This is a genomic window from Dehalogenimonas alkenigignens (assembly GCF_001466665.1).
In the GTDB taxonomy this organism is placed as follows: domain Bacteria; phylum Chloroflexota; class Dehalococcoidia; order Dehalococcoidales; family Dehalococcoidaceae; genus Dehalogenimonas; species Dehalogenimonas alkenigignens.
Genome location: NZ_KQ758903.1, coordinates 133516 through 160280 on the forward strand (window position 1 = coordinate 133516; position 26765 = coordinate 160280).

31 protein-coding genes are annotated in these 26765 nt (G+C 58.6%); 14 read left to right on the forward strand and 17 right to left on the reverse strand.

All coding sequences use genetic code 11. From position 1 onward, the window contains the following. Window positions 1-49 precede the first annotated feature (49 nt). From DEALK_RS00705 to DEALK_RS00730, 6 genes are all read left to right on the forward strand, one after another. Window positions 50-2791, forward strand: a complete 2742-nt coding sequence (locus DEALK_RS00705; protein WP_083496294.1) for a vitamin B12-dependent ribonucleotide reductase — start codon at window positions 50-52, stop codon at window positions 2789-2791. 122 nt (window positions 2792-2913) lie between these two features. Beyond that, complete coding sequence (locus DEALK_RS00710) at window positions 2914-3876, forward strand: DUF5677 domain-containing protein (protein ID WP_144437046.1); 963 nt, start codon at window positions 2914-2916, stop codon at window positions 3874-3876. A gap of 86 nt (window positions 3877-3962) precedes the next feature. Beyond that, complete coding sequence (locus tag DEALK_RS00715) at window positions 3963-4397, forward strand: GNAT family N-acetyltransferase (protein WP_058437774.1); 435 nt, start codon at window positions 3963-3965, stop codon at window positions 4395-4397. Between the two features lie 71 nt (window positions 4398-4468). Further along, window positions 4469-4708: an SHOCT domain-containing protein gene (locus DEALK_RS00720; protein WP_244881563.1), complete on the forward strand. Its 240-nt coding sequence runs from the start codon at window positions 4469-4471 to the stop codon at window positions 4706-4708. A 333-nt stretch (window positions 4709-5041) separates the two neighbouring features. Then, window positions 5042-6607, forward strand: coding sequence for a reductive dehalogenase (locus DEALK_RS00725; protein WP_058437778.1), 1566 nt, complete (start codon window positions 5042-5044; stop codon window positions 6605-6607). A gap of 140 nt (window positions 6608-6747) precedes the next feature. Further along, window positions 6748-7104 carry a hypothetical protein gene (locus tag DEALK_RS00730; protein ID WP_058437779.1) on the forward strand — a complete coding sequence of 119 codons (357 nt, stop codon included), beginning with the start codon at window positions 6748-6750 and terminating at the stop codon, window positions 7102-7104. A gap of 66 nt (window positions 7105-7170) precedes the next feature. Here DEALK_RS00730 and DEALK_RS00735 read toward each other — a convergent pair whose 3' ends face one another. The 11 genes from DEALK_RS00735 to DEALK_RS00785 form a co-directional block, all read right to left on the reverse strand. After that, window positions 7171-8697 carry a radical SAM protein gene (locus DEALK_RS00735; RefSeq protein ID WP_058437780.1) on the reverse strand — a complete coding sequence of 509 codons (1527 nt, stop codon included), beginning with the start codon at window positions 8695-8697 and terminating at the stop codon, window positions 7171-7173. A 17-nt stretch (window positions 8698-8714) separates the two neighbouring features. Then, complete coding sequence (locus DEALK_RS00740) at window positions 8715-9473, reverse strand: LabA-like NYN domain-containing protein (protein WP_083496296.1); 759 nt, start codon at window positions 9471-9473, stop codon at window positions 8715-8717. Between the two features lie 87 nt (window positions 9474-9560). Next, complete coding sequence (locus DEALK_RS00745; RefSeq protein ID WP_144437047.1) at window positions 9561-9923, reverse strand: hypothetical protein; 363 nt, start codon at window positions 9921-9923, stop codon at window positions 9561-9563. A 33-nt stretch (window positions 9924-9956) separates the two neighbouring features. After that, window positions 9957-10403 (reverse strand): GatB/YqeY domain-containing protein, encoded by a 447-nt coding sequence (locus DEALK_RS00750; protein WP_058439995.1) that lies wholly within the window; start codon window positions 10401-10403, stop codon window positions 9957-9959. Window positions 10404-10550: 147 nt separating this feature from the next. Next, window positions 10551-10874, reverse strand: a complete 324-nt coding sequence (locus DEALK_RS00755) for a hypothetical protein (RefSeq protein ID WP_058437782.1) — start codon at window positions 10872-10874, stop codon at window positions 10551-10553. Between the two features lie 67 nt (window positions 10875-10941). After that, window positions 10942-11568 (reverse strand): class I SAM-dependent methyltransferase, encoded by a 627-nt coding sequence (locus DEALK_RS00760; protein ID WP_058437783.1) that lies wholly within the window; start codon window positions 11566-11568, stop codon window positions 10942-10944. Window positions 11569-11580: 12 nt separating this feature from the next. After that, window positions 11581-11919, reverse strand: coding sequence for a hypothetical protein (locus tag DEALK_RS00765; RefSeq protein ID WP_058437785.1), 339 nt, complete (start codon window positions 11917-11919; stop codon window positions 11581-11583). A gap of 49 nt (window positions 11920-11968) precedes the next feature. Further along, on the reverse strand, window positions 11969-12895 hold the full coding sequence (locus tag DEALK_RS00770) for a prenyltransferase (RefSeq protein ID WP_058437786.1): 927 nt from the start codon (window positions 12893-12895) through the stop codon (window positions 11969-11971). Continuing rightward, on the reverse strand, window positions 12879-13985 hold the full coding sequence (locus tag DEALK_RS00775) for an iron-containing alcohol dehydrogenase (RefSeq protein ID WP_083496297.1): 1107 nt from the start codon (window positions 13983-13985) through the stop codon (window positions 12879-12881). The genes DEALK_RS00770 and DEALK_RS00775 overlap by 17 nt, the downstream gene beginning before the upstream one ends. Beyond that, window positions 13982-14749: a class I SAM-dependent methyltransferase gene (locus DEALK_RS00780; RefSeq protein ID WP_058437787.1), complete on the reverse strand. Its 768-nt coding sequence runs from the start codon at window positions 14747-14749 to the stop codon at window positions 13982-13984. Before DEALK_RS00780 ends, DEALK_RS00775 begins: the two co-directional genes overlap by 4 nt. 2 nt (window positions 14750-14751) lie before the next feature. After that, window positions 14752-15519, reverse strand: a complete 768-nt coding sequence (locus tag DEALK_RS00785) for a ubiquinone/menaquinone biosynthesis methyltransferase (protein WP_058437788.1) — start codon at window positions 15517-15519, stop codon at window positions 14752-14754. A gap of 340 nt (window positions 15520-15859) precedes the next feature. On the opposite strand from DEALK_RS00785, the gene DEALK_RS00790 reads away from it, so the two are divergent. Continuing rightward, window positions 15860-16957 (forward strand): FtsZ/tubulin family protein, encoded by a 1098-nt coding sequence (locus tag DEALK_RS00790; protein WP_058437789.1) that lies wholly within the window; start codon window positions 15860-15862, stop codon window positions 16955-16957. Between the two features lie 12 nt (window positions 16958-16969). On the opposite strand, the gene nifS is transcribed toward DEALK_RS00790, so the two are convergent. From nifS to DEALK_RS00805, 3 genes are read right to left on the reverse strand one after another with little or no spacing between them, the layout of a single operon-like run. Continuing rightward, window positions 16970-18127, reverse strand: coding sequence for a cysteine desulfurase NifS (gene nifS, locus DEALK_RS00795; RefSeq protein ID WP_058437790.1), 1158 nt, complete (start codon window positions 18125-18127; stop codon window positions 16970-16972). Window positions 18128-18186: 59 nt separating this feature from the next. After that, window positions 18187-18411 (reverse strand): hypothetical protein, encoded by a 225-nt coding sequence (locus DEALK_RS00800; protein ID WP_058437797.1) that lies wholly within the window; start codon window positions 18409-18411, stop codon window positions 18187-18189. Continuing rightward, complete coding sequence (locus DEALK_RS00805) at window positions 18404-18859, reverse strand: RrF2 family transcriptional regulator (RefSeq protein WP_058437799.1); 456 nt, start codon at window positions 18857-18859, stop codon at window positions 18404-18406. The genes DEALK_RS00800 and DEALK_RS00805 overlap by 8 nt, the downstream gene beginning before the upstream one ends. Window positions 18860-19001: 142 nt before the next feature. On the opposite strand from DEALK_RS00805, the gene DEALK_RS00810 reads away from it, so the two are divergent. After that, window positions 19002-20243 carry a CCA tRNA nucleotidyltransferase gene (locus DEALK_RS00810; RefSeq protein WP_058437800.1) on the forward strand — a complete coding sequence of 414 codons (1242 nt, stop codon included), beginning with the start codon at window positions 19002-19004 and terminating at the stop codon, window positions 20241-20243. Here the strand turns inward: DEALK_RS00810 and DEALK_RS00815 are convergent. The 3 genes from DEALK_RS00815 to rsmA are packed head-to-tail and all read right to left on the reverse strand — an operon-like array spanning window position 20240 to window position 22528. Then, window positions 20240-20740, reverse strand: coding sequence for a rubrerythrin family protein (locus tag DEALK_RS00815; RefSeq protein ID WP_058437802.1), 501 nt, complete (start codon window positions 20738-20740; stop codon window positions 20240-20242). The genes DEALK_RS00810 and DEALK_RS00815 overlap by 4 nt on opposite strands. Window positions 20741-20787: 47 nt before the next feature. After that, window positions 20788-21645, reverse strand: a complete 858-nt coding sequence (gene ispE / locus DEALK_RS00820) for a 4-(cytidine 5'-diphospho)-2-C-methyl-D-erythritol kinase (protein WP_058437804.1) — start codon at window positions 21643-21645, stop codon at window positions 20788-20790. Further along, window positions 21638-22528 (reverse strand): 16S rRNA (adenine(1518)-N(6)/adenine(1519)-N(6))-dimethyltransferase RsmA, encoded by an 891-nt coding sequence (gene rsmA, locus DEALK_RS00825; protein WP_058437806.1) that lies wholly within the window; start codon window positions 22526-22528, stop codon window positions 21638-21640. The genes ispE and rsmA overlap by 8 nt, the downstream gene beginning before the upstream one ends. Before the next feature lie 131 nt (window positions 22529-22659). Between rsmA and DEALK_RS00830 the strand changes: the two genes are divergently transcribed. The 6 genes from DEALK_RS00830 to DEALK_RS00855 all read left to right on the forward strand — a co-directional run bounded on the left by DEALK_RS00830 (window position 22660) and on the right by DEALK_RS00855 (window position 26762). Next, window positions 22660-23349: a class I SAM-dependent methyltransferase gene (locus DEALK_RS00830; protein ID WP_058437808.1), complete on the forward strand. Its 690-nt coding sequence runs from the start codon at window positions 22660-22662 to the stop codon at window positions 23347-23349. Further along, the gene (fdhD, locus tag DEALK_RS00835; protein WP_058437810.1) at window positions 23342-24148 is read left to right on the forward strand and encodes a formate dehydrogenase accessory sulfurtransferase FdhD; all 807 of its coding nucleotides are present in this window, start codon (window positions 23342-23344) and stop codon (window positions 24146-24148) included. Before DEALK_RS00830 ends, fdhD begins: the two co-directional genes overlap by 8 nt. 15 nt (window positions 24149-24163) lie before the next feature. Beyond that, window positions 24164-25075 (forward strand): quinolinate synthase NadA, encoded by a 912-nt coding sequence (gene nadA / locus DEALK_RS00840; protein WP_058437812.1) that lies wholly within the window; start codon window positions 24164-24166, stop codon window positions 25073-25075. Beyond that, a complete protein-coding gene (cutA, locus tag DEALK_RS00845; RefSeq protein WP_244881564.1) occupies window positions 25076-25426 on the forward strand; it encodes a divalent-cation tolerance protein CutA in 351 nt (116 codons plus the stop codon). It begins immediately after the preceding gene. 48 nt (window positions 25427-25474) lie between these two features. Beyond that, window positions 25475-26191 (forward strand): serine O-acetyltransferase, encoded by a 717-nt coding sequence (gene cysE, locus DEALK_RS00850; protein WP_186007564.1) that lies wholly within the window; start codon window positions 25475-25477, stop codon window positions 26189-26191. A gap of 166 nt (window positions 26192-26357) precedes the next feature. Continuing rightward, complete coding sequence (locus tag DEALK_RS00855; protein ID WP_058437814.1) at window positions 26358-26762, forward strand: Fur family transcriptional regulator; 405 nt, start codon at window positions 26358-26360, stop codon at window positions 26760-26762. Window positions 26763-26765 lie beyond the last annotated feature (3 nt).

The window sequence follows — 26765 nt, forward strand, 5'->3', positions numbered from 1 at the left end:
TCGCCATGCGAGCGAGTCCTCGCAAAGACAATAGCGTAAAGGACAGCTTATGACGCCGCAGCCATCGGGCAAACCAATAGTAGATAAAAACCGCATCGCCAGCTTAATTTTCAACCAGGCTTCGGCCATGGGCATCGCCGACCGCGCCCGCATCGAGCAGATCACCGCCCGGATCATCGAGCGGCTCGAAAAACCCGCCGCCGCCCTGCCCGGCATGGAGGCTTTCGTCACGCCGCAGGCCAGAGTGTCCATCGCGGTGACCGAGGACGAGATCGAGAACCTGGTCAAGGACGCCGTCGAGGGCGTGAAGTCGGCCGGTTCCGCCGTTCAGCCTTCGACAGGCTCAGGGCGAACGGATGTTATCGAGGTACCCAAACCACCCATACCCCCGCCGCCGGTTGCCGCCGCCGCGCCTAAAACATCAAAACAGGAGAAGAACATGCCAGCCGCCACCCGAAATACGAAATCCGAAGCACGAAAACCGAAAACCGAAATCCGAAACATCATTCCGGAGAGAGTCGAGCTTTCGGCGAACGCGCTGGCGGTGCTGGAGAAGCGCTACCTTAAAAAAGACAAGGCCGGGAATCCTGTCGAGAAGGCGGAGGACATGCTGCGGCGCGTCGCCCGGACTGTCGCCGCCGCCGAGCTGTCCTACGATCCGAAGATCAATATCCGCGCCGTGGAGGATGAATTTTACGGCCTGTTGGCGCGGCTGGAATTCCTGCCCAACTCCCCCACCCTGATGAACGCCGGGCGCGAGCTGGGGCAGCTGTCCGCCTGCTTCGTCCTGCCCATCGATGACGCCATCGAGAGCATTTTCGACGCCGTGAAGCACACCGCCATGATCCACAAGTCCGGCGGCGGCACCGGCTTCTCTTTCTCGCGCCTCCGGCCGGAGAAAGACCGCGTCGGCTCCACCGGCGGCGTCGCCTCCGGCCCGGTGTCCTTCATGCGCGCCTTCGACGTGGCCACCGACGTCATCAAGCAGGGCGGCACCCGCAGAGGGGCCAACATGGCCATCCTTTCCGTGGATCACCCGGACATCGAGCGCTTCATCAAGGCCAAACAGACCGCCGGGGTGCTGACCAACTTCAACCTGTCGGTGGCTGTGACCGACGCCTTCATGGAAGCCGTTCGCGCCAACGGCGAATACGATTTGATCAACCCCCACAACGGCGAGATCGTCGAGAAAAAGAAGGCGCGGGACATCTTCGACCAGATCGTCAACCTGGCCTGGAAGACCGGCGACCCGGGCGTAGTCTTCATCGACCGCATCAACGCCGGCAACCCGACGCCGCACCTCGGCAAGATCGAGTCCACCAACCCCTGCGGCGAGCAGCCGCTTTTACCCTACGAGTCCTGCAACCTGGGCTCGATCAACCTGTCCAAAATGACCAAAGGCAACGGCAGGAAATCCATTGATTACGACCGGCTGGGCTACACCGTGCGCACCGCCGTCCGCTTCCTGGACGACGTCATAGACGTCAACAAGTTCCCGCTGCCGCAGATCGCCGAACGGACGCGCCAGACGCGCAAGATCGGCCTGGGGGTCATGGGCTTCGCCGACCTGCTGATCGACCTCGGCATCGCCTACGACTCGCCGGAGGCGCTTGAAGCCGCGGAGGAGGTCATGGGCTTCATCCAGGCGGAGTCCCACAAGGCATCGGAGGAGCTGGCGGCGAGCCGCGGAACCTTCCCGGCCTATGAAAAATCGGTCTACGACGGCCGGGTCAAGATGCGCAACGCCTCCTGCACCACCATCGCCCCGACGGGGACGCTGTCGATCATCGCCGGCTGCTCTTCCGGCATCGAGCCGCATTTCGCCCTGTGCTTCACCCGGAACATCATGGACGGGACGAAGATGGTGGAGGTCAATCCCTACTTCCAGCGCGCCTCGGTGGAGGGCGGCTTCTTCAGCAAGGAGATGATGGAGAAGCTGGCCGCCGGCGCCCACCTGGAGGACTTCAAAGAAGTGCCCGAGGCGGCGAAGAAGCTTTTCGTCACCGCCCATAACATCACCCCGGAAGGCCATGTGAAGATGCAGGCGGTGTTCCAGAAGTATACCGACAACGCCGTCAGCAAGACGGTCAACTTCCCGGCCGACGCCACCGTGGCCGACGTGGACAAGGTGTACCTGATGGCCTTTGATGAAGGCCTAAAGGGCATCACCATCTACCGCGACGGCTGCAAGGCCGACCAGCCGATGTCCACCGGCAAAGCCGAAGTTAAGCCCGAAGCCGCCGCGCCGGCCGCCCCGGCCAAGCCGATGGGCCCGCGCGAGCGCGCCAAAGTCACCACCGGCTTCACCGAGAAGGTCAAGACCGGCTGCGGCAACATGTACATCACCATCAACACCGATTCCACCGGCATCTGCGAGGTCTTTTCCCACCTGGGCAAGGCGGGAGGATGCGCTACGGCGCAGCTTGAGTCCACCTGCCGCCTGGCCTCCCTGGCGCTCCGCTCCGGCGTGCCGATTGACGACGTGGCCAAGCAGCTCAAGGGCATCCGCTGCCCGAGCATCGCCTGGGACAACGGCAAGAGCGTGCTGTCCTGCGCCGACGCCATTGCCACGGTGCTGGAGAACTACATCAACAGCGGCTTGTCCGTCAAACTGGAGGGCAAGGCTGAGGTCAACGGCAACGGGAACGGCAACGGCCACGGGGAGAAGAAGGTCATCAAGGACTTCGGCATCGTGAAGAACGTGGCCGGCCAGTGCGTGGACTGCGGCAGCATCCTGGTGTATCAGGAAGGGTGCTTCATCTGCCCCGGCTGCGGATTTACGAAGTGCTAATTGCGTTGTACATATGATTGGAAATAGATCGAGTCCAGCCGGATTCACTGAAGCGCCTGGTGCGAGATGCCCAGGCGCTTTTTCCCATTTATTTATAATCCTCTTAAAATTAAGTTAACCACATGCCAACGAAAGCAGAAACTCATCTACTCAATCGTGAGCCAAATACAAATAACTCCTTAACCACACTCATATCATCCGTACTTCAAGAAGCGATCAATTACGCGACAACCGCATATCAGAAATGTGTTTTATCAAAAGAAGGCAAGACTGACGAAGCTTTCCCACCATTGGCAACTTACCTTCATATTATCCAATTGGCCGATAGTATCGAAGTCTTGATTACACATGGTTGTGGGTCACCAAACCATTTGCTACTTCGAAGCATGTTTGAAGCAAGGCTATCACTTGAATACCTGCTTGAAAAGAACAGAGAAGAAAGATCCAAGGCTTGGATAGTAAAAAATAAGATTGATCAAATGAATTCGTGCGAATTAATGACACCGACAACAAAAAAAGGGGCGGAGCTGGAACAGGCGTTTGCTAAGGACGAAACCTTCAGATACACAGGGCGCTTGCCTATTCCAGATATTAGTAAGGAAACCGAAAAACTTGAAGAAGATCTTAACCAACCAAGTTACAAGCCATTCTATGATGAATATAAAAAAATGGTTTCAATGGGAAACATCCATCCCGAATGGTATTCGTTTTTTAACGGTCCCCGTAATATAAAGGCGCTTGCTAAACACTTGAATCAAGGTTCATTATATCTAACGCTGTATGCGTCATGGTCAAGGATATCCCATATGAACGACGCCCACCACCTGACTGCGCGCACACTGGATGGTAACAGTTTTTTGGGTCCCATTCGAAACCAGAGGGATATCGCCCACATTAGTACAATGGCTTTATCGATTCTTGTTTTATCTACTCAGTTAGCGATTAATAATTATTGTCCGTACTATCTAAAAAGTTTTTCAAAATGGTACGCAAAAGAAATTCATGAAAATAATGCGCGTCTAGTAGAGCTTGAACTCCTCGAACTTGAACAGCTTGGAAGAAATCTTAGCCTTAAATCTCAATAAGTCATCAAGTTAAAAACAGAATACCAGCTTTAGCCTAGACTATCCTAAATCGCTGATACTTTAATACACTCCGTTAAAGGGTTTAAGTGCAAACTTTACTTCGCCCCCTCACCGCCGCCGCCTATGACCAGGCCATCGCCCTGTGGCAGGCCTGCGAGGGCATCGGGCTGTCTGACGCGGACTCCCGCTGCGGCATAACCAAGTATCTTGAGCGCAACCCCGGCTGCAGCTTCGGTGCCTGGGACGGAGAACGGCTGGTCGGCACCATACTGGGCGGCCACGACGGGCGGCGGGGCTACATCCACCACCTGGCGGTTCATCCCGACTATCGCAAACGCGGCATCGGGCGGCGGCTGGCGGAGGCGACGCTTTCGGCGCTGAAGGCTGAGGGCATCAACAAATGCCACCTGTTCATCTTCAACGACAACGCCGAGGGCATCGGGTTCTGGGAGAGCCTCGGCTGGACGCTGCGCAAAGACATCAGCGTCATTTCCCTGGTGCTGGAAAAAGGCACCTGCTGATTCAGGCTTGTAACCCACATCACTTCGCCTCCACGGATACGGTGGTATAATTCCGCTGTCAGGAGGGGATTATGTGGTACTGGTCTAGTCATATGGCCAACTGGGGGTTCGGGGGGTTCTTCATGTTCATCTTCTGGATTGCCATAATCGCGCTCGTCATCTGGGCTGTAGTCACGCTGACCCGGTCCGGAACTATCCATACCGGGGGCGGGGAGCCGCGGCGGGAGCCCCTGGATATAGCCAAGGAGCGGTACGCCAAAGGCGAGATCACCCAGGAGCAGTTCGAGACGATCAAGAAGCACCTGCAGTAACACCGGCATCGGCAAGGGTATATGCGAAGGGGGGCGGGAGAATTTCTCCCGCCCCCCTTCGGTTTTTTATTGTGTTGAGCTGACTTAACACAATTTAACTGCATCTCAACGCCCATCTCAGATAAAATCCTTACTAATTTAATCCCGGCAAGGATTATTGAAGCGTAAAGCCGTGCCAGAACCCAGATTTTGGTACCTTTTCGTCTTGGGGCTCTACCGCCAAGTCATAAAAATCTGACCTGAAAGGAGATGGAATATGCCCCTTTGACTCCCGGGAACAGGCCGGGTGGCTGCCGGAAAGACGGTCGACTATCATCATTTAAGGAGTACCAAATGTCCAGATTTCACAGCACAGTATCCCGCCGCGAATTTCTTAAAAATGTAGGCCTGGCTGGCGGCGTCGGCGCCGCGGCCGCTTTGGCCGCACCCGGCTTCCACGACCTGGATGAAGTTGCCGCCGCCAAGGGCAGCGCTCCCAAGCGCTCATGGTGGATCAAGGAAAAGGACGAACCCACCGTTGATGTTGACTGGGATTTGATGGCCCGCCATCACGGCTTCCACAGCACCCAGTCTGACATCATCCAGGCAAGGTATTACGGCCTCGAAGAATGGAAAGCCATGACCATGCCTTCAGCCACCGACCGGATGAAGGCCGGCGAACCGGGCTACAGCCTGCGCGATTACGCGCTGGCCAACGGCGCCAACCGCGAAAATTCAGCCTACGGCAAATGGGAAGACACCTTCAGAGGCGCCAACACCCCCGCTTTCATCGGCCCGCAGCGGGCCAAGACCCCGGAGCAGCTCGGCGTACCCAAATGGGAAGGCACGCCGGAGGAAAATACCAAGATGCTGCGGGCGGCGATGAAGCTGTATGGCGCCCAGGATATCGGGGTTTCCAAGCTGGATGACCACCACAAGAAATTGGTCGGTACCCATGGCGACAATATTTCTTACTCGTACTACCCGCCGAAGTTCAATGTGCCGACGACGGTCACCAAGCCAATGGTTTTCGCGGATGTCCCCACCGGTTACGTCGATTCGGCTACCGGGACCTTCTACATCCCCAACAAAGACATGTGGGAAGTCACATTCACTATCCCGATGCCCAAGGAACTAGCCCGCACCGCCCATTCTCAGCTCTTCGGCGCCGCCAACAACTGCCGCTACCGCATGACCACCGTCATCAGGCCCAACACCCAGGAATTCCTCCGCGGCCTGGGTTACCAGGGTCTAGCCGACAATCCTTACCGCGGCGTCCCCTCCGAAGCCGGCGCGGTGTTTTCCGGCCTGGCGGAGAACTCCAGGCACACCATCATGGCCATCAACCCGGAACACGGCTCCTGGACCGGCTTCTTCCACATCCTGACCGACCTGCCGCTGGAAGAAACCAAACCTATCGACGCCGGCATTTGGCGCTTCTGCCATTCCTGCGGCACCTGCGCCAAATACTGCCCGTCCAACTCCATTGAACCCAAAGGCGGCCGCGAAATATCCTATGATCCATACCCATCAGCCGTAACGCCTAAAGATCCGCCACTGCCCGGCCTCGGCTGGGACAAACCAACCCCCGGCGAGAGCGAATACTTCAAATTAGGGCGCAAAACCTACTGGACCGACATGATCTCCTGCGCCGGCTATCGTAAATCGGTTGACGCCTGCCTGCGCTGCTTCGGCTCCTGCGTTTTCAACTCCGCAGACGACGCCATGATCCATGATCTGGTCCGCAGCACTTCGGCGGTTACTCCGCTGTTCAACAGCTTCTTCGCTGAGATGCACGAAGTCTTTGGCTTAGGCCTCAAAAACGATGAAGAAAAAGAAGAATGGTGGGACATGTCCCTGCCTTCACATGGTTACAGCACCGCCGTCACTTCCCGGCACGGCGGCTACAACAAAGGCTAAACGCTTCCGAATCGGACGCAGGAACGAGGTGGGCAAATGCCCGCCTCGTTCTTTTTACATGGAAAAATTGATTACAAACTGAGTAAAGCGGTGTATAATTTCCGGCAATCGGCAGCAGACCGGGTTGATAAGGAGCGCCTGTGAGAGAAAACATCTTCGGCCGCCTGACGCAGTCAATCGCATACGTGACCGTGGGTTCTTTGTTCATCATCACTTCCGGCGACACCTTCGGGGTGGCGGCCAGCATCCTGGGGATATTGTTCATCGTCATCGGGTTCATGGTCGCCCTGTCCGGGGCGCTGCAGCTGGTGCCGCGCTGGATCATCCGCATCGAGACCATTTTTTCGGTCCTGCTCTACCTGGCAGCGGCCGGCGCCCTGATCAAAGTCAGCGTGACGGACGGCGGCATAGAGGGCAATACCCTGCTGGTGGTGGTGCTGTTCATCTACATCATCATGCTGCCGGCCATCCAGACGGTGCGCATCCTGAAAAGCTGAATTTTCCACTCGAACGACAAAACGCGCAGCTTAAACCGCGCGTTTTTATTATTGGGCGTTCCGAGACTACATTTTAATGACGTCCCAGGCCAGGGTCTCACCCGGGGCGTAGCGTCGGGCGGTAAAATCCGCCGCCGAAAGACCCGCGGCCTTCAGGGACCGGCGCCAGCCGGCCAGCGAAATCTTATCCAGTTTTTCGATCACCGGCGCCAGCTTCTCATCCCCCCTCGACAACGCCGCCTGGACCTGAGCCCAGGCGGCGTTGTCTGCTTTGACTTTGACGCCGCAGCCCTGCAGCGCCCGCTCCAGGAGGTCGAAGCGCCGGTCAATGTCCGGTGAATCCGCCATCGGCAGACGCTCAAAGGGGGTATGGGGCTTGGGGACGAAAGCCGAGACGTTGAGCGACAGGACAACGGCGTAGCGGTCAGCTTCAGCTTTACAGCGCAGCGCCAGGGCGGCCAGGGCGCGGACGTCGGCATCGGTCTCACCCGGCAGGCCGACCATGGAGTAGAGGGTCAATTGCCTGATGCCGGCCCGGCCGATCTTGCCGACCGCTGCAATCACATCATCATCCGAGAACCCTTTGCCTATGGCGCGGCGCAGTTCCGGGGTGCCGGCCTCCGGGGCGACAGTCAGGCTCTTGACGCCGCCTTTGGCCAGTTCATCGAGAATTTCATCGGATATCGGCTTGACCCGCATCGAGCCGGCCGACAGGCCGTAGCCCAGTTCCCGCAAACCGCGCAGCAGGTCAGCGAAACGCGGGTGTTCCGCAGCCACCGGGCCGACCAGAGCCACCCGGCCGCGGTACTTACGGGCGCCGGCCGCCTGGTCCAGCAATGAATCTAGGGAGCGCCAGCGGAAGGGGCAGAAAGCGGCGGCCACCAGGCAGAAGCGGCAGGAAAAACGGCAGCCGCGCTGCACTTCCATCATGAACATATCGCCGAATTCGGTGTCCCCGGTGAAGACCTGGGTGCCGACCGGGAAAAGGTCCAGATCCTGAACATACCGGCGTTTGACCTCGGCCGGGATGGACGGCACGAACACGCCCGGCACCGCCGCCAGGCGTTCAAGCTGTTCTTGCCGGGAGAGGCTGACCGTTTGCTCCAGAGCCTGGCATAGTTGGGGCAGGATGGCCTCGGCCTCGCCGATACAGACGGCATCGAAGAACGGGGCTACCGGCAGAGGGTTGGCGGTCAGCGCCGCGCCGCCGCCGATAACCAGCGGCTGGGATTCGTCCCGGTCCTTTGAATAAACCGGCATGCCGGCGGCGCGCAGCATCGGCGGCAGGTTCAGGAAGTCTAGCTCCCAGGAAATGGAGAATAGAAGCGCGGAAAAATCCGTCAGCGGACGGCGGCTCTCGACGGACAGGGCGCCGGAGGTGGAAAGGCGGTCGGTATCCCAGAAAACACGCTCGGCGAGTAAGTTTTCCCGGTCGTTAAGCCATTTGTAAAGGGCGTGAACGCCCAGGTTGGACATGGCGACGCGGTAGCTGTTGGCGTAAACCACCGCCAGCGGCAGGCCGCCGCCCCAGTCCCGGACCCGGGCGCCGGTTTCGGCAGCCAGACGGTCTTTGAGCGCTCTATCCCAGACCAAGGGAAGCCACTCCCGGTTCAGCCATCGGGGTTGAAGGGCCGCGGCAGGAACTGAGGCGGGGGTGACGGCGGCAGCTGGTGCGATGGCGGAGGAGCCGGCGGCTGCGGCGAAAAGGTCGGCGTAAAAGGCGGGGGAGCCTGCGGCGGAGTTTGTGATTGAGCTTGCTGCGGCTGCTGCTGGGGCTGCGGCGGCCGGGGGTGGTGCGGGCGGTGCTGGCGGGGCTGAGGCGGCGGCGCCTTCCAGCAGCCCCTGAGGAGGTTGCCGTCAATGATGTGGACGACATCGGCCACCTTGCGCAGCGGCACCGAAGTCCGTTCCTCACCGAAAAGGGCGGCTTCGACATGTTTGCCGTAGTCCTTGACCGCCTGTAAGGCGCCGACGAAGTCAGAGTCGCCGGCGACCAGGATGGCGGTATCGTAGTTGCCCTTGAAACAGTGGGTCAGCATATCGGTGGCCAGCATGACATCGACGCCCTTCTCATAGGGCGGGGTGTTAGGCCAGGCGTTGGTGTAAACCAGGCGGCCCAGCCTCAATTCGGTATACGGGATGGCCTCGACGCTGTCGAAGAAAGCCCGCTGGTCCTTATAGCGCTCCGGTTCCTCGCGCTGACCGACTTCGGCGTTGTAATAGTAGATGCGCACCAGTTTGCGCTTGTTGACCAGTTTTTCGCAAAACTTGTTGAGGTCTATGTCGGAACGATGGAAATAAGCTTTCAGCGAGTGATACATATTTGACCCGTCAATGAAGATCATGACGCGTTCTTCTCGGTCTGCCAAGCGGACACCTCCTGGATGGATGAGCCAATTATAGGCGGTTTTAGTTCAGGTTGGAAATCAAAAAATACTCGGGTGAGGTCAGGGGAGTCAGGCAGGTTGAGACTTTTTGATCTGCCACGTCGCCATGTAGGTAAAACAAGCAGCCGGGGCTATCAGCCCGCCGAAAATGCTGACTACCGCGATCAGCGACAGCGCGAAAAGGATGACGAAGGCTACACGAACGAGGATCTCTGCTACCTGCGGTCGGCCGCGGTTCATAAAAAGAGCAGTTGTTAACAGGACAAGGGCAATAGCCGGCAATCCGACGGTAAAGAACTTCAAAGGGTCAAGAAATTGGGCAGGGTTCCACGTAATATGGAATGTACTAGGTCGCAGAATGCTCGCCAGCACAGCTGCTCCAGCTAGCGCCGTCAGCCACCCAATCGCCGCGATCAAGTACGCTCTTTTCAAATGCAACCCCTGATTCCAACTCAAAAATCGGGATTACTGCTTCAACAACTCCGTCACCACCGAGGCCACTTCCTTGCCGTCTGCCTTGCCCTTCAACATCGGCGACAGCCTGCCCATGACTTTGCCCATATCCTGCGGCTTGTTAGCCCCCACCTCGGCGATGACCTTTTTGGCCTCGGCGGTGATTTCTTCTCTGGTCAACTGCCTGGGCATGTAACTCTCGAGGATGGACAGTTCGGCCTGTTCCCGGTCCGCCAGATCCTGCCGGTTGCCCGCCTTGAAAGCGTCAATGCTCTCGCGGCGCTGCTTGATCATTTTAGCGATGACGGCGTGAACGCCGGGGTCGTCAAGTTGCTTCTGCTGCTCGATCTCGGCGTAGTTAACCGCCGAAAGGATCAGCCGGAGAGTGTCCAGCTTAACCTTGTTGCCGGAGCGGAGAGCGTCTTTGAGTTCCAGGGGCAGGGTTTCTTTCAGGCTCATCTGCGGTTCCTTATCTTTATCCGTTTGCATCGATTCTAGGAGGCATCACCAGGCGTGTCAAATACCTGTCCAGGCGCAAGATGTCTCCTAAAAATAATCCAGCCCTTCAGAAAGAAGGACTGGACTGAGTTCGAAGCGAAAACGAACCTATTTGATGCCGAGTTTGAATGTGCGGTCGATCTCGGGATGGGGAATGCCGATGGAATCCTCTAGCCATTCCTTGACTTCCAGATAGGTGTCGGAGGCAATATCCTGGCGGGTCCGCTTGTACTCGCCCTCCGCGAGTTTGAGCTGGTGGATGGATTTGAGTTTCTCCTCCAGCTTGATCGGCCACTGCGCTTTGTCTTTAGCCGGGATGGCCGCGGACTTGCCGTACTTGCGGCCGAAACAGTCCTCAAAAAGGTCTCCGGCCACCAAGGCGTAATTCTTGTTGGTGATGTGACGGATAGCCTCACCCAGTGTTAGTCCCATTTGCCGTTTTCTCCCTCAAGAAAATACTGGTGTATTATACACCGTCAGCCCGTTTGATGTAAGGGCTTTAAGCCGCAGCCGGCAACCCCGCCTGCTCCGGTTTCCGGGCTTTAACGAAGATATAAAGGCCCCTCACCGGTTCGAGTTCTTCAATCTCAAAACCGGCTTCAGTGACCATCCGCGCCCATTCTTCTTTGGTATGGACGAACATGATGCCCCGTTCAACAACGTATTTCACGAAAGTGTTCATAAATAGACGAAGCAGCGTGTTCTTGGGCTGGTAAATGTCGAAAATGATGATCTTGCCGCCGGGCTTCAGGGCATGAAAGCTTTTTTGCAATAGGCGAGAAAACAGCTTGAACTCGTGAGAAGCGCTGGAGTTGTAAATACGGTCAAACTCGCCTTCTTTGAAATTGATCTGATAAGCGTTGCCTTTGATCAGTTCCTTGTTGCCCCTCTTCACCCTGGCGTTGCGCGCCAGCATGGCTTCCGATTGGTCGAGCCCGACGATACGCCTGGCGTTGATGGAATTGCTGATATAGCCGGTGCCGCAGCACAGGTCCAGAATGTCCATCTGGGATGTATCCTCATTCAGCATGCGTTTCCGCATGCTCTCATAGGTGCCTCCCATGAACAGCCGGGTCAGGAAATCATATGCCGGGGCGATCGTCTCAAAAAACTTCGGTTCTACCATCGTCCATCCTTGCTATTTTGAAGCCGGAGGCGGCTCCACGAGGTGTTTTTCACCCGGGGAAAGTTTTTCATAGGCTGCGCGCAACGATTGCTCGGCTCGGTACAGCCTGGTGACAGCTTCTGACATCATCTGCGTCGTTGGCCACTGCTCAGAGGCGCAGACCAGAGGCTTGCCGGCGAAATCCGGGTCGAGCGGCAGATCCATCCCCGACCCGGAGAAGGTCATCCGGTACGGCTCGGTAGTCAGGCACCTTGCAACACTGGCGGTGATATCCGAAATACCCTGGAGTACCTGTTTGGCTTCGACGTATTCTTCGGTCATGTCCCGGTATTCATCTAACGTTTTGCTCATCTTACCCCTGCTTGAGAGCCATACGCTTTCGTTGAAGAAAGGGAACGGCTCATGCCGCCAGAAATGCCGCGGCTACGGCCGCATTGGTGAGAGAGTATATTAATACCATGTATTTGTTAGCTTTGGCAACCTTTAAGGGATGTGCGTACTCCCGGTGGGCGGTCACTGCCGCTCCTATGGCCAGCGGTATCCCCAGGAAAGCCAGGACCGCCGCCTGCGGCAGAGTTCCAGCGGCGATGAGAACAGCGATATAGACATAGATCGCGGCCAGCGAGGCGATAAATAGGTTTTTCGAGCCTGCCGGACCCAGCCGGTAGGTCAGGTTCTTCTTGCCGGCGGCAAAATCCTCGGCGTAGTCCGGGATTTCGTTGATCAGGATCATCGCCCACATGCACAGCCCCGGGATAATTCCGGCCAGGATAATATCCAGGGTGACCGTCGAGGCGTGAATGTAATAAGCCCAGGCGGTTAACACCGGGCCGTACCCGATGAGCATCGCCAGCTCCCCGAAACCGCGGTAAGCCAGGCGGAAAGGCTTGGCCGAGTAGGCGATGGAGATAAAAGCCCCCAACGCGGCGATGTACAGGCTCTCAATGCCGGAATAGAAGGCCAGCCCGATGCCGCAGGCCAGGGCGAAGAGATACAGCCCGACGATGACGGCCATCGCCTGCCGCGGCTTGACGAGGCCGGACGTCAGGGCGCCCGAACCGCCCGAGAAAGGGTTCTTGGCGCCGATCGTCGTTTTATCGGTACCGTACTGGAAATCGAGGGTATCGTTGAACATGGTCAGGCCGATCTGCACCGCGGCAGCGGCCAGCAGGGCGATAGCGAAGTGAAGCGGAATGAACAACCCGGCCGAGTAGGCCGCCGTTCCGGCGATGATCACCGGAAAGACGCCCTGGGGCAGAAACTTCAGGCGGGCTGCCTGGAGCCAGACGCCTGCCGGTACCGAGGCCGGATTAGTAAGCGCTCTCAAGGACTTGCCTCAACACCGCTTCCGGCACCTTGCAGGCGATCTTGCCGTTCTCTTTGTGGAACTCGCAGAACCTGGCCAGCAGGAAGAAATCGTTGATGGCGGTGCGCCGCTTGTTGTCGAAGGTGAGCGTTTCCAGGATTTCATCGATCGAGATGTCGGCGGGGATACGCGTCGGCAGTCCGATCTTCTGAAAAATATTTTCGATTCGGGCCGCCAGACCCGGATCCATGAAACCCAGGGCGGCCGAGATTTTGGCTTCGACAGTCATGCCTATGGCGATGGCTTCGCCGTGCAGCAGCTGGCCGTTTTTCCGGATCTCGACGGCATGGCCGATGGTATGGCCTAACTCAAGCTGCGGGTCCAGCTTGCCTTCATAGGGGTCAATAAGCAGCAGCTCCAGCTTTAATTCTATGGTATGGGCGGAGATGTACTCGATGTCATCCCAGGAAAACTCCGGCGCCCGCTTACGGATGTACTCGAAGAAGCTCTCTTCCTGGCACAGGCCGTGTTTGACCGATTCGGCCAGGCCGGCCCGGATCTGCCGGGCCGGCAGATTGCGCAGGAAAGCGAAATCGATAAAGACGAACTCCGGGGGATAATACTGGCCGAAAAGGTTCTTGCCGCGCTTGTAGTTGACCGCCTGCTTCTGGCCGATAGCCGAGTCGATCTGGGCCACCATGGTCGTAGGCACGTGAAAGAAGCGGATGCCGCGAAAAAGTAAAGCCGCCAGCAAGCCGCCAAGGTTGCCGACGACGCCGCCGCCGAGGCAGACGATGACCGAGGATTTGGTGGCGCGGGCATCCAAAATCTTGGCGCCCAGCTGTTCAAGGGTTGTCAGCGTCTTGGACTGTTCGCCGGCCGGGAAGACAAATACATGGGTCTCAGCGACCTTGCAGAGTTCGGCGGTGACCGGTTCAGCGTAAGTTTTGGCGACGGTATCGTCGGTGATAATGAAAAATTTATCGGCTTTAAGCGGCGCGGCGCACTCGGATAAGCGGTCGAGGATGCCCCGGCCGATATATATCGGCCGCGACCGGCCGCCGCCGATGTCATATTGCAGGGTTTTCATGTATGCCGTTTCATTCATCATTTTTTATAACCTACGACGACCGTGCCCATACCGCCGCTCTGGTAGCGGTGCCAGACGTCTTTAAAACCGTTGTCGGTAAGGATTTTAGCGATATCGGTATTCCTGGGCAGCAGCATAACCGAGTTGTACAGGTAGCGCGGCGAGCCTTTGGCCGTGCCCAGGATGGTCCCGGCGACGGGCAGCAGATATTTCAGGGCAAAGAGGTACAGCGCCCGCAGCGGCTGCTTCTCCGGCTTGGTCATGTCCTGGATGATGAAGATACCGCCGGGTTTGAGCGCCTTGAAGACATTCTGCGCCGCCAGGTTTTTGTTGAGGAAGTTCCGGAAGGCGAAACAGGTGGTGATGATGTCGTACTTGTTTTCCCCGTAGGGGACCTCGGAATCGCCAACCCAGAACTTAATCGGGCGGCCCTGGAAACTTTTATCGTAGCGCTTTTTGGCCACCTCGACCATCTCCGGCACCAGGTCGAAGGCGTCGATGTCAATGTCGGTGAAATGGCGGGCGGTGTTAAAGGTGACGAAGCCGGTGCCGCAGGCCAGGTCGAGCATTTTCAGGTTGGTTTTATCTTTCTTATAATGGCCGATGATTTTGAGGACATCCTTGACCCAGCGGCGGTGGATACCCAGGCCGATGATGTCGTCGTGCAGGTCATATTTCGGCGCCTGGTAGCCGAAAAGCTCCAGCATGTAAGCCTTGCGTTTTTTGGCCGCCTCGGAATCAAATCCGGGGTCCTGCAGGTGTTTCTCGGCTGTTTCCGCCGCCATCCCTAACCTCCCGGCTTGAAGCCAACGACGATGCAGGCAATGCCGCCTGAAAGGCTCTTGTAATAACAGTTTGTGAAGCCGTTGTCTTCCAGAATTTTCTGGATTTGAGCATTGGTCGGCATCATGTCGGTGCTCTTTTTGAGCCAGCCGGCCGCCGATTTCTCGGTGCCCAGGATCCTGGCGATGACCGGCAGGATGAACTTCATATAGAAGGCGTACAGACCCTTCATGGGGTGTTTTTCGGGCTTGGTCAGGTCCTGGATAACAAAGATGCCGCCCGGCTTAAGAGAATTGAAGACGTTCTGGGTGGCCAGGTGCTTGTTGGCGAAGTTGCGGTAGGCGAAGGAGGTGGTAACGATATCGTACTTGTTCTTGCCGAAGGGGACTTCGGCGTCGGCCACCCAGAACTTAATCTTGCGGCCTTTAAAACCCTTCTCATAGCGCTCTTTAGCCACGGCAATCATGTCCGGGGACAGGTCGAAGGACTCGATGCTTTCCACCTTGGGCAGCTTGCGGGCGACGTTGAAGGTGACGAAGCCGGTGCCGCAGCCCATATCCAGCATGTCGGCGCGCTTCCTGCCCTTCAGGAACTTTTCGATAATCTTGACCATGGTGCGCACCCACAGCCGGTGAGCATACAGGCCGTAGACATCATCGTGGAAATCATAATTCTTGGCCTGGACCACGAACAGGTCCACCATGTACTTCTTACGTTTTTTAGCTTCTTCGGAATCGAACCCCGGGTCCTTGACCGGCGCCACAGTCTCCATCAGCACTCCTCTGTCTTATCTAAATGCACGCCGAAAGGTCGCAAGCCGGCCCTGGAATAAATGAGAAACGCCGCTGGTGGAAATATATCTTGCAGACCTGGCATTTATCGTTACGAACGGTAATAAATAATAGGTTTGTCGCCCTGAGATGTCAAATACAACCTGACGTGAACGGCTTGAAACGTGCGCAACACCGCCTGAACAGGATTATTATGTCATCTATCTATTGCTATTCTGCGGATCGGGGGTTAGAATCAAAGGACTGGAAACCCGCGGCTCCCTCTGGATCGGCTTCCCCATTTTTCCACCAGCAGCCAGAATAAAATCGAGGAGGAAAACCATGAAACTGATGGTAATCGGCCTGGGACAGTGCGGCGGACGGCTGGCTGACGAATTCGTCCGTCTTCACGAAAGAGCCCGCAGTTTCCGCAAAGTCGATATCCTGACCGGGGCTTTCGCGGTGGATACCGATGCCTCGTCACTCCGCGGCCTGGCATCGATCAAAGCTAAACACCGACTGGTAATCGGCGAAAACAAGACCAAAGGCCGCGGCGTTGGTAAACAGGCTGCCCTGGCCGCCCAAATTGCCCGGGAGGAGGGCTTCAAGGTTATCGACGCCATCCGCCAGTCCAAACAATTTGCCGAATCCGACGCCTTCCTGCTGCTGGGCGGCACGGCCGGCGGCACAGCTGCGGGCTGCATGCCGGTAATCGCCGAGATACTCAAGGAACGCTACCGCGATCAGGCGGTTTTCGGCATCTGCGTCCTGCCTTTCGAGCATGAGGAAGCGCTGGAAAAAATCAACGTCGAAAACACCACCCACTGCCTGCGCAGCGCCAAAGTCAATATGGACGCCGTTTTCCTGATTGAGAATCAGCGGTATGTAAAAAAGGGTATGTCCTGGAGCGCCAATATCGCCGAGATCAACAAGGCGATCGCCGGGCCGTTCTACAGCCTGCTTTGCGCCGGCGAAGAGAAGAAGCGCAGCCATATCGGCGTCGGCATGCTGGCCGCCAGCGACATCCTGCAAATGCTCTCCGGATGGACAGCCATCGGCTATGGCAAAACCCTGATCCCGCTGATCACCATGCCCTGGGATAAAGAGGGCGACGAGAATATGAGCGGCCGCAAAGCTATGGATGAGGCTATCAGCGAGTTATCCATTCAGTGCGACACCAAAACCGCCACCAAGGCGCTGTACCTGGTTTCAGCGCCGGAGAAAGAGATCGGCACCGACCTGATAAAATTCCTGGGCGAATATCTGAAGAGCATCGCCCCCGAAGCCTCAATCCGCTACGGCGATTACCCTATCGAAAAAGGATTGATTGACGTCACCGTGGTGCTGTCCGGTTTCCCGGTCATCGAACGCATCAAGCCGTACCTTGAGGCTCAAGGCAAAGAGCCGCAGGCTTCGGCACCCCCGGCGCCTGCCGAATAGCCCTCAGCTGGTTTACTGGTTGCGGAAAGGCGACATCGCCCGGAGTCGGGCGACGATGCCGGGCAGGACTGCAAGCACCCGGTCGATGTCCGCCTCCGTCGTCCAGCGCCCCAGGGACAACCTGAGCGAGCCGAAAGCCTGGTGGGGCGGTAATCCCAGAGCCAGCAAGACGTGAGACGGCGCCGTGCTGGTGGAGGAACAGGCCGATCCCGGCGAAGCCGAGACGCCCTCCAGATCAAGGTTGAGGCAGACGCTCTCCCCCTCAACATGGTCGAATGAAAAATTGGCGTTATTCGGCAGCCGGTGTGAAGGGTGGCCGTTCAGCCGGGAAGCAGGCACCGCGGCAAGCACCCCGGCGATTAATTTGTCGCGGAGGGCAGCCAGTCTGGCCGCCTCTGAAGCCATCATCGACACCGCCGTCTCCGCGGCTTTGCCCAGGCCGACGATGCCGGGGACGTTTTCCGTCCCGCTCCGGCGCCCGCGCTCCTGGCCGCCTCCCCAGACAATCGGCACAATCCGGGTGCCTTTGCGTATGTAGAGAGCTCCGACGCCCTTCGGGCCGTAGAGCTTGTGCGCCGATATCGACAGGAGGTCTACCCCCAGGGCCTGGACATCCACCGGGACCCGGCCGGCGGCCTGAACGGCATCGGTGTGCAGCAGGATCCCGTGTTCACGGGTGATTCCAGATATCTCAGCCAGATCCTGGAGCGTGCCTATCTCATTGTTCGCCATGATCACCGAGACCAACGCCGTATCCGGGCGGATGGCCTGCCGCACCTCCGCCGGGTCCAACCGCCCCTCAGCGTCGACCGGCAGGTAGGTTACCGCCACCCCGTTCTTTTCCAACTGATGGCAGGTTTCCAGTACCGCGTGATGCTCAATGGCGGTAGTGATGATATGACGGCCTTTGCACCCGGCGGCCGCGACGCCGGACAGAGCCATATTGTCAGCTTCGGTGCCGCCGGAAAGAAAAACCACTTCATCCGGCCGGGCATTAATCAACCCGGCGACGGAGGCGCGGGCATGTTCCACCGCCTGCCTCGCCAACTGGCCCTCAGCGTAGATCGCAGAAGGGTTGCCGGAGCGGTCTTTGAAATAGGGCAGCATCGCCTCCAGCACTTCAGGAGCGACCGGCGTGGTGGCGGCGTAGTCAAAATAACAGCGTTTCATGCGACCTGATTATAGCAGAAGGTCAATTGAAGGCAATCGACGCCCGGCTTCAAGGGGGGTTAAAATTCGTCGATGGTGAGGAAGATTTCAGGGACGGACGGGGCGTGTTCGTTAACCCAGCGCTGTAAACAGGTGATGGAACAGAAGCCGTAGCGTTTAATGTCTTCCGGCCCCTCCAGGTGGGATAAGATATACCAGCCCTTGAGCGCGAAACAGGGCAGTTCCGATGGGTCGACACCCTGATTGCGTCCGCAGCCGTAGCAGTGGCAGGTCCGGTCAGGCACTTAAGAGGCCTTCCTCTTCCGGCACTTCGGGTACTCCGCTCTGGCGCCAGCGTTCGACCATGTCGGCAAGGGTGAGGGAATCCAGAATGCCGTCGGTCGCCTGTTTGATCTGGGCCCAAACCTGGCGCGTCACGCAGTGCTCGCCCTTCCAGCAGACACGGGCATCGTCAACACATTCCGAAGGGGCGGTGGAACCCTCGGTAGCCCGGACGACCTCCGACAGGCGGATCTCGGAGGGTTCCTTGGCCAATACAAATCCGCCGTTGGCGCCTCTGACGCTCCGCACCAGTCCGGCGATGCGCAGGGGGATAAACAGCTGGGCCAGGTACTGTTCGGAAATCCGGCGGCGCATGGCAATATCGCGGATGAGAATAGGCCCCTCACCGTAATGGATGGCCAGGTCGAACATCGCTTCCATCGAATGCCGGCCCCGGGCTGATAATTTCATCGGTCAATCTCCCTGCGGCAATAAACCACTGATAGCGTATCAAGATACCAAACGTTAGGAACTTTCTCATATTAATAGCTGGCCGGCTGGATGTCAAACCTTACGATTCCGGGCAGGACTTCGTGTATAATTGGGGCTTAATATGACTGATCTCAATCTGGCCCGGGAATTGAAAGCGCTGCTGCCGGCTGATGCTGCCGAATTCCTGCGGGGCGCCGCGGCGGCGGCGGCGGCGCGGGGGTGGCGCCTTTATCTGGTAGGCGGCGCCGTCCGCGATCTGCTGCTGGGCCGGAGCGGGGGCGACCTGGATTTGAGCGTCGAGGGCGATGCCATTGAGCTGGCGGAGGCTCTGGCAGCATCCCCTCCGGACGTTAACGTTCACCACCGGTTCAATACCGCCAGGCTGTTTTGGGACGGATACGTCATTGACATCGCCCGCAGCCGGCAGGAGACCTACCCCCGCCCGGGGGCGCTGCCCTCAACCCGTCCCGGTCCGATTATCCAGGACCTTGCCCGGCGGGACTTCACCATAAATGCCATGGCGGTCTCGTTGAACCCGGATGATTTCGGGCGTTTAATCGATCCGTGCGGCGGCCGGCCCGACCTTGAGAGCAAGCTGATCAGGGTGCTGCATGTCCGGAGTTTCATTGACGACGCCACCCGCCTGTGGCGGGGCGTAAGATACGAACAGCGCCTGGGCTTTAAAATCGAACCGATGACGCTGGACCTCTTGCAGCGCGGCCTTCCCCTGCTGGAAACCATCACCGCCGACCGGCTGCGCTACGAACTGGAATGCGTCTTGAAAGAACCGGCGCCGGAAAAAGTCTTTCGCCGGGCTGGCGAATTGGGCTTGCTGCGGACGTGGCATCCGGCGCTCCGGAGCGACCAGTGGCTGATGGATGCTTGTTCAAGGCTGCGGTCGCTGGTCGAACAACCGCCGCCGGAAGCTTACCTGGCGCTGCTCGCCTGGCGGCTGGACGCCTCTCACCGGGAAGAATTCATCGGCAGGCTCAGGCTGACCAAGCATCAAGCCCGCGCCGTCCGCGATGCCGGGAAACTAGTCCAGGCGGAAGCGACATTGACTGCCGTTGGGACTAAACCGAGCCTGGTCCATCACCTGCTGGACGGCCTCGTGGATGAGGCTTTAACCGCCGCCCTGGCGGCATTCAGCCGAGGCGCGGCATATTACGTGGAACGCTTTCAGGGCGAATGGCGCTGCGCCGCCCCGGAACTCACCGGCGAGGACCTGAAACGCCTGGGTGTCAGCCGGGGGCCGGACATCAAACGCCTGCTAGAAGACCTTCGCGACCGGCGGCTCGACGGCCCTATCGGCACCCGCGGCGCGGAAGAAGCGTTTGTCCGCGATTGGCTTGCCGGCCGTTAATCTACCTGCTTGAACTTGGATTTCGGCGCCCCGCAGATGGGGCAAAAATCAGGTGCCTCACCCAGCACTGTGTTGCCGCACACCTGACAAACAAAATAAGGGCGGGCTTCAGCTTTGACGCCTACCTGCAGGTCGGCCAGAGCCTTCTGAAACAGGGCGTGGTGGATCTCCTCCACGGCATTGGCGGTGGAAAAACTGCGCTCCGCGGAAGCGTTTGCGTCCTTGCGTGACTGGTCAATAAAGCCGGGGTACATCTGGGTGAATTCCCAGTGCTCGCCGCCGATGGCCGCTTTCAGGTTGTCGGCCGTTCCGCCGATGCCTCTCAATACATTGAGATGGTTGCGGGCGTGCACCGTTTCCGCTTCAGCGGCGGCCCGAAAAAGCCGGGCTACCTGAGACTGCCCTTCGGCCTCCGCTTTTTCCGCAAAAAAGAGGTACTTTCTATTAGCCTGGCTTTCGCCGGCAAAAGCCGCGCCAAGATTCTCCGTCGTTCCCATATTCGGCTCCTCTCCAGTATATCTTTAATAATATCCTGCCGCGGCGGCTATTCCAAATGTCCCGCGGTCCGCGCCAGGAAGCTCTTGAGGCCTTGCTCCTCAAGATTGGCGGCGATACGCTCCGCCTCGGAGTAGTCGGCGTGAAGGCTGAACAGGCTCGGCCCGGCGCCCGACAGGAAGACCCTTGTCGCTCCGGCTTCGATAAAGCGCCAGCGGTAGCGGCCGAAATCCGGCCAGAGTTCGAAGGCCGCCCTCTCGAAAGTGTTGTGGAACATCTCCGGAGGGACTGCGCTACCTTCCATGAGCAAACGGGCGAATTCCTCAGTCAGCGACCCGTCCGAAAAATCCTCCGGGCGGAGCGAGGCGTAAAGCCTGGCCGTCTTGCCGCCTTCAACCCTGAGCGGCGGCATCAGGATGACCACCCAGCTGCCGGGATACGGCCGCAGCGGCGCCAGCAGTTCGCCGCGGCCTTCCGCCAGCGCGGTGCCGCCGCAAAAAAAGAAGGGGACATCGGACCCCAGCGCCGCCCCGATTTCCATCAGTTCGGCCTCGGACAGCCCCAGATGCCACAGCCGGTTGAATCCTTTCAGCGCCGCGGCGCCGTCCGAGGAGTCGCCCCCCAGTCCCGATACCAGCGGGATGCGCTTGGTCAGCCTGACCCGGGCGCCGAAGCTGGTCCCGGTCCGTTCTTGAAGCATCCGGGCCGCTTTGGACACCAGGCTCCGTTCAGCCCTCCAGCCGGGGGCGTCCGCCGAAATGGACAGAGTGTCGGCCGGCTCAAAGACAAGTTCATCCGCCAGGTCTATCGCCTGAATGATGCTTTTTATTTCATGGTAGCCGTCAGAACGGCGGCCTGTGACCTCCAGGCAAAGGTTTATTTTAGCGGGAGCCAGCAGCTTAAGCACCGGCGCTCCGGCAAGCTCGATACAGGGCAACCCAATCGTCAACTGACAAAGTCTCGGCGCGCCGGGACGGGTCTACACCCGCCGCCGCCAGGCATGCCGCGGCTTCAGTTTTCCCGATGCCGAGCCCTCCCGCGAGCGCGTTCACCAGTTGTTTGCGCCGGGTGGCGAAGCCGGCTCTGGCGACCTTAAAAAACCCGGCGGTTTCCTCCAGGCATAAACGCCGGACCGGCAGGACGTCGATACGGAGCAGCGCCGAGTCAACCCTGGGCGGGGGGTAGAACGCGCCGGCCGGGACCCGGCTCACCAGCTTCGGCACGCCGAAAAACTGGACGGCTACGGAAAGGAGGCTCATCTCCGGCGGACGGGCGGTGATCTGCTGCGCCACCTCTTTCTGCACCATCACCACCAGTTTCCCTGGCGGATGGGGGTTTTCAAGAAAATGGCGCAGTGCCGGCGAAGTAATGTAATACGGCAGATTAGCGACGACCATGTAAGGCGCGCCGCCGGCCAGCGCTTCAATATCGGCCTTCAGAATATCGCCTTCGACAATGGCGACATTGGGTACCCCGTCAAAGTTTGCCCTGAGCAAGGCGGCCATGCCCCGGTCCAATTCGACGGCGATAACCCGGCCGGCACGTTCAGCCAGCGCCCTGGTCAGTACGCCCAAACCGGGGCCGACCTCGACGACGGTATCTTCAGGCTCGACCGCGGCGGCGGCCAGAATTTTATCCAGCACTCCCCGGTCGGTGAGGAAATTCTGCCCCATGCTCTTGAGGGCAGCCAGGCCGTGACGCTCAAGCAGGGCGCGCGTTTCAAGACCCAGTGAAAGCCGGCTCACCGCCGGATGAGCCCGCCGCGCCGTATCTGAATTGGAATCACTCATCGGGCTAAATATTACCATACGCCAAAGGCAGCGGACATGGCCGGAGATAAGCCTGACATGCCCGCGGGGAGCCGCCCTTGCCCGTCACCTGCCGCCTCCGTATAATGCTCTTATTCCCCAGAGGAGAGATTATGCCGGAACAAATCCAATCCACCCGAATACCCTCGTATTACAGCGTCAGCTTCTGGCGGCGCTGGGCGAAACTTTATGACCGCGTTGTCAGGCTTTCCTTTGTCCCCTTCGGCGGGGAGAAGCGTTTCAGGCAAAAATTTGTGGCCATGGCTGGCCTCAAGGATACCGACCGGGTGCTGGACATATGCTGCGGCACGGGATCGACAACCGCGCTCATCGCCCCCGAGGTGTGCCAGGGACAGGTTATCGGGGTTGATCTTTCGCCGGATATGCTGGCCGTCGCCCAGAAAAAAAATGTGGCCGCCTGGGTCAGTTTCCAACGCGCCAGTGTCGACGCCTTGCCGTTCAGCGAAGGCGTTTTCGACCATGTCTTTTGCTCTTACGGGCTTCATGAGCTGCCCAGGGAAATCCGGGCCGCGGCGCTCAAGGAAGTTAGGCGGGTATTGAAACCCGGCGGCAAATTTCTGGCGCTGGACTACGGCCTGCCGAAAAACATCATCTTCAAGCTGCCCATTTCAGCTTTCGTCAGGCTGTTTGAGAACGACACCGCTTATAAAATGATGAAGGGCAGCCTGGCGGCGGAAATCATCGCCTCCGGGCTCGATGTGATTTTTCAGAAGCGGGCGCTCGGGGGCATGTTCCAGATTATCAGCAGCGTAAAGACAACTGAAGCGGGGAACCTTGACTGATAACACCGTCAGGTTAGACGTCACCCGCGTGTCAGAGGCAACGGCGGAACCTGTCGGCGACGAGGTCGCGCGGGAGGCGGCGCTGACCATATTTTTCAACGATATGGAACTGGTGACCATGCTTTGTTCCCCAGCCGAGGAGAACTATCTGGCGGCCGGGTTTTTAGCCGCCGAGGGACTTATCGAGTCGGCCGGGGATATCACCTCGATGACCATTGACGGGGTACGCGGCATCGCCAGGGTAACGGCAAAAAGCAGCGGCGAGGCGGGGCGGATCTGGAAACGCTTCATCTCCTCCGGCTGCGGCCGGGGAGCGACATTCTACTCCGCCGCCGATGTTGCCAGCCCGCCGGTTGTTTCCTCGATGAAGCTGCACCCCGACCAGATCTACCGATTGATGAAAGATTTCCAGGAGAGAAGCGAGGTTTTTAAGACGACCGGCGGCGTCCACGCCGCCGCCCTGGCGGCTCCCGGCGGCATCGAGTTGTTTTCCGAGGATATCGGCCGGCACAATGCCGTCGACAAGGTTTTCGGCCGGTGCCTCATCGAGGGCATCGGGACAAAAGACAGGATGCTGCTGGTTTCCGGGCGCATCTCGTCCGAGATACTCCTCAAGACCGCCCGGCGCGGCATACCATTCCTCATTTCCCGGAGCGCTCCCACCGATTCCGGGGTGAAGCTGGCCGAAAAACTGGGCATCACCCTCATCGGCTTCGTGCGCGGCCATCGGATGAACATCTACGCCAACCCGGAACGGTTAGTCACTGTTAAGGGGCCCGGCACCGGGGATCATGAATGATAAAATGAGAAGAATATGAATACCGACAGCATCGCCAACAAAATCAGGACTTTAGCCGCTGAGAAAGGCGCCGTCATCCTGGCCCACAACTACCAGCTGGGCGAGATACAGGATATCGCCGATTTCGTCGGCGACTCGCTGGAGCTGTCGCAGCGGGCAGCTGAAGTCAGGGCCAAAATCATCGTCTTCTGCGGCGTTCACTTCATGGCCGAGACGGCAGCCATCATCTCGCCGGAGTCCAAAGTGCTGTTGCCGGACGCCCATGCCGGCTGCCCCATGGCCGACATGATCACCGCCGCCGGCCTGCGGCGGATGAAGGACGAACTGCCGGGCCGGCCGGTGGTGTGCTACGTCAATTCCACCGCCGGAGTGAAAGCCGAAAGCGACATCTGCTGCACCTCGGCCAACGCGGTCAAAGTCGTTGAGAGCCTGCCGGAGGATGAGATTATTTTCGTCCCCGACCAGTACCTTGGCTTCTACGTCCAGCAGCAGACGAACAAAAGAATTCATTTCTGGCCGGGCTACTGCCCCACCCACGCCCGTATCCTGCCGGAGTACATACTTGAACTCAAAGCCGAGCATCCCGGCGCCAGGGCTATGGTCCATCCGGAGTGCCGGCCGGAGGTGGCGGCGGTCGCCGACGCCGTTTTATCTACCGGCGGCATGATCCGTTATGCCCGCGACCCGGGGGTCAAGGAGTTCATCGTCGGCACGGAGATGGGCATCATCCACCGCCTCAGGAAGGAGAACCCAGGCAAGAAGTTCTATCCGGTTTCCGAGCAGGCGGTGTGCCCCAACATGAAGCTGATCACGCTCGATAAAGTGCTTTATACGCTGGAGACCGAGGCACCCCGGGTGGAGGTGGAAGAGGAAGTCGCGGTAAAAGCCCGCCGGGCAATCGAGAGAATGCTGGAGGTCAAGGTTTAGGTGAATGATTTCAATCACGTCCTGATTATGGTCACCGCGGCGGACAACGAAGAGGCCAGGCTTATCGCCAAGGTGCTGCTGGAACAAAAAAAAGCGGCCTGCGTCAGCATTATGGACGGCATGAACTCAAGCTACTGGTGGAAGGGCGGCATCGAAAACGCCACTGAGAGCCTGCTCATGGTCAAGACCCAGGCCGGACTCCTTGGCGTAGTTGTCGAGACTGTCAGAGAGATACACAGCTACGACAACCCCGAGATCATCGCCCTGCCGGTCATCGGAGGTTCGGAGGCATACTTCGAATGGCTGGACGAGTCGCTGGAGGCGAAGGCCGACGAACCCGCCGCTCCGTAGCTATTTTACCCTTCCCGGCGTATAATAACGCCACTCAAAGGCGAACGTATGTTTAAGACCATTCGGGAAGACATCCGGAACGTGTTCGACAAGGACCCGGCGGCCCGGGGCGTCTTCGAGGTTATCTTCTGCTATCCCGGCCTGCACGCTTTATGGGGCTATCGCGTCTTCCACTGGTTCTGGAAGATCAGGTGGCACTTTCTGGCCCGCTGGCTGTCCCACTGGACCCGCTTCCTCACCGGCATCGAAATCCACCCCGGCGCCACTATCGGCAAACGGTTCTTTATAGACCACGGCATGGGCGTAGTCATTGGCGAGACTTCTGTTATCGGCGACGATGTGCTGATCTACAAGGGCGTCGTCCTGGGCGGCACCAGCCTGTCCAAGGGCAAACGGCACCCGACCCTGGAGAACAACGTGGTCATCGGCTCCAACGCCACCGTGCTGGGCAATATCACCATCGGCGAGGGCGGCAGAGTCGGGGCGGGCTCTGTCGTGGTCAAGAGCGTGCCGCCGGGTTCCACCGTCGTTGGCATACCCGGCCGGGTTGTCGAGGAACACAAGCCCAAAATCGTCACCGACCTGGAACACGGCCATCTTCCCGACCCGGTGGCCGAAGCGGTGCGCTACATCCTGGCGGAACAGGCCAAACTGGAAAAACGCTGCGAAGCCCTTGAGAAGATCGGCGGCATCGTGACGCCTACCGACGAACTAAAAGAGAAGCTAGAAGCCCTGGCCAAGGAATTCGACGGCGGCGGGATTTGACCCGGCTAAAAACCCGGTTCAGCCGCCGGCGCTTTTTATAACACATTCCAATTTATTGAGCCTGTCACCCCGGCGATGAATCAGCGGTCGGCTTTTTGACACTCTTCCACGTTTCCCATATAATAATTGCAAATGATTAGCATTTGCGTATATCTCGGAGACGGTGATGCCGCTCGGTAAAACCGCTTTAAAAGCCACCGGGCAGCGGGCTGTCATCCTGGACATCATCCGGGCCGGCAAGGGCCATCTTGATGCCGATGAGATCTACCAGCGCGCCAGGAAAAAGCTGCCTCGGATCTCCCTTTCGACAGTTTACCGGGCGCTGGCTAAATTCAAGGAGAGCGGGCTGGTTGAGGAACGGCACCTTGACCAGAACCATCACCACTATGAGATTTCGCATCAGGAACATCATCATCACCTGATCTGCACCCGGTGCGGAAAAGTCGTCGAGTTTACGCTTCCCATAGTTGAGATTGTCGGTGCGGTGCCGCAAGCAGGCGGCTTTTCTATCAGCGGCGGCGAAATTTCGCTCACCGGGCTGTGCCCGGATTGCCGGCAGGAAGCGGTCTAAAGA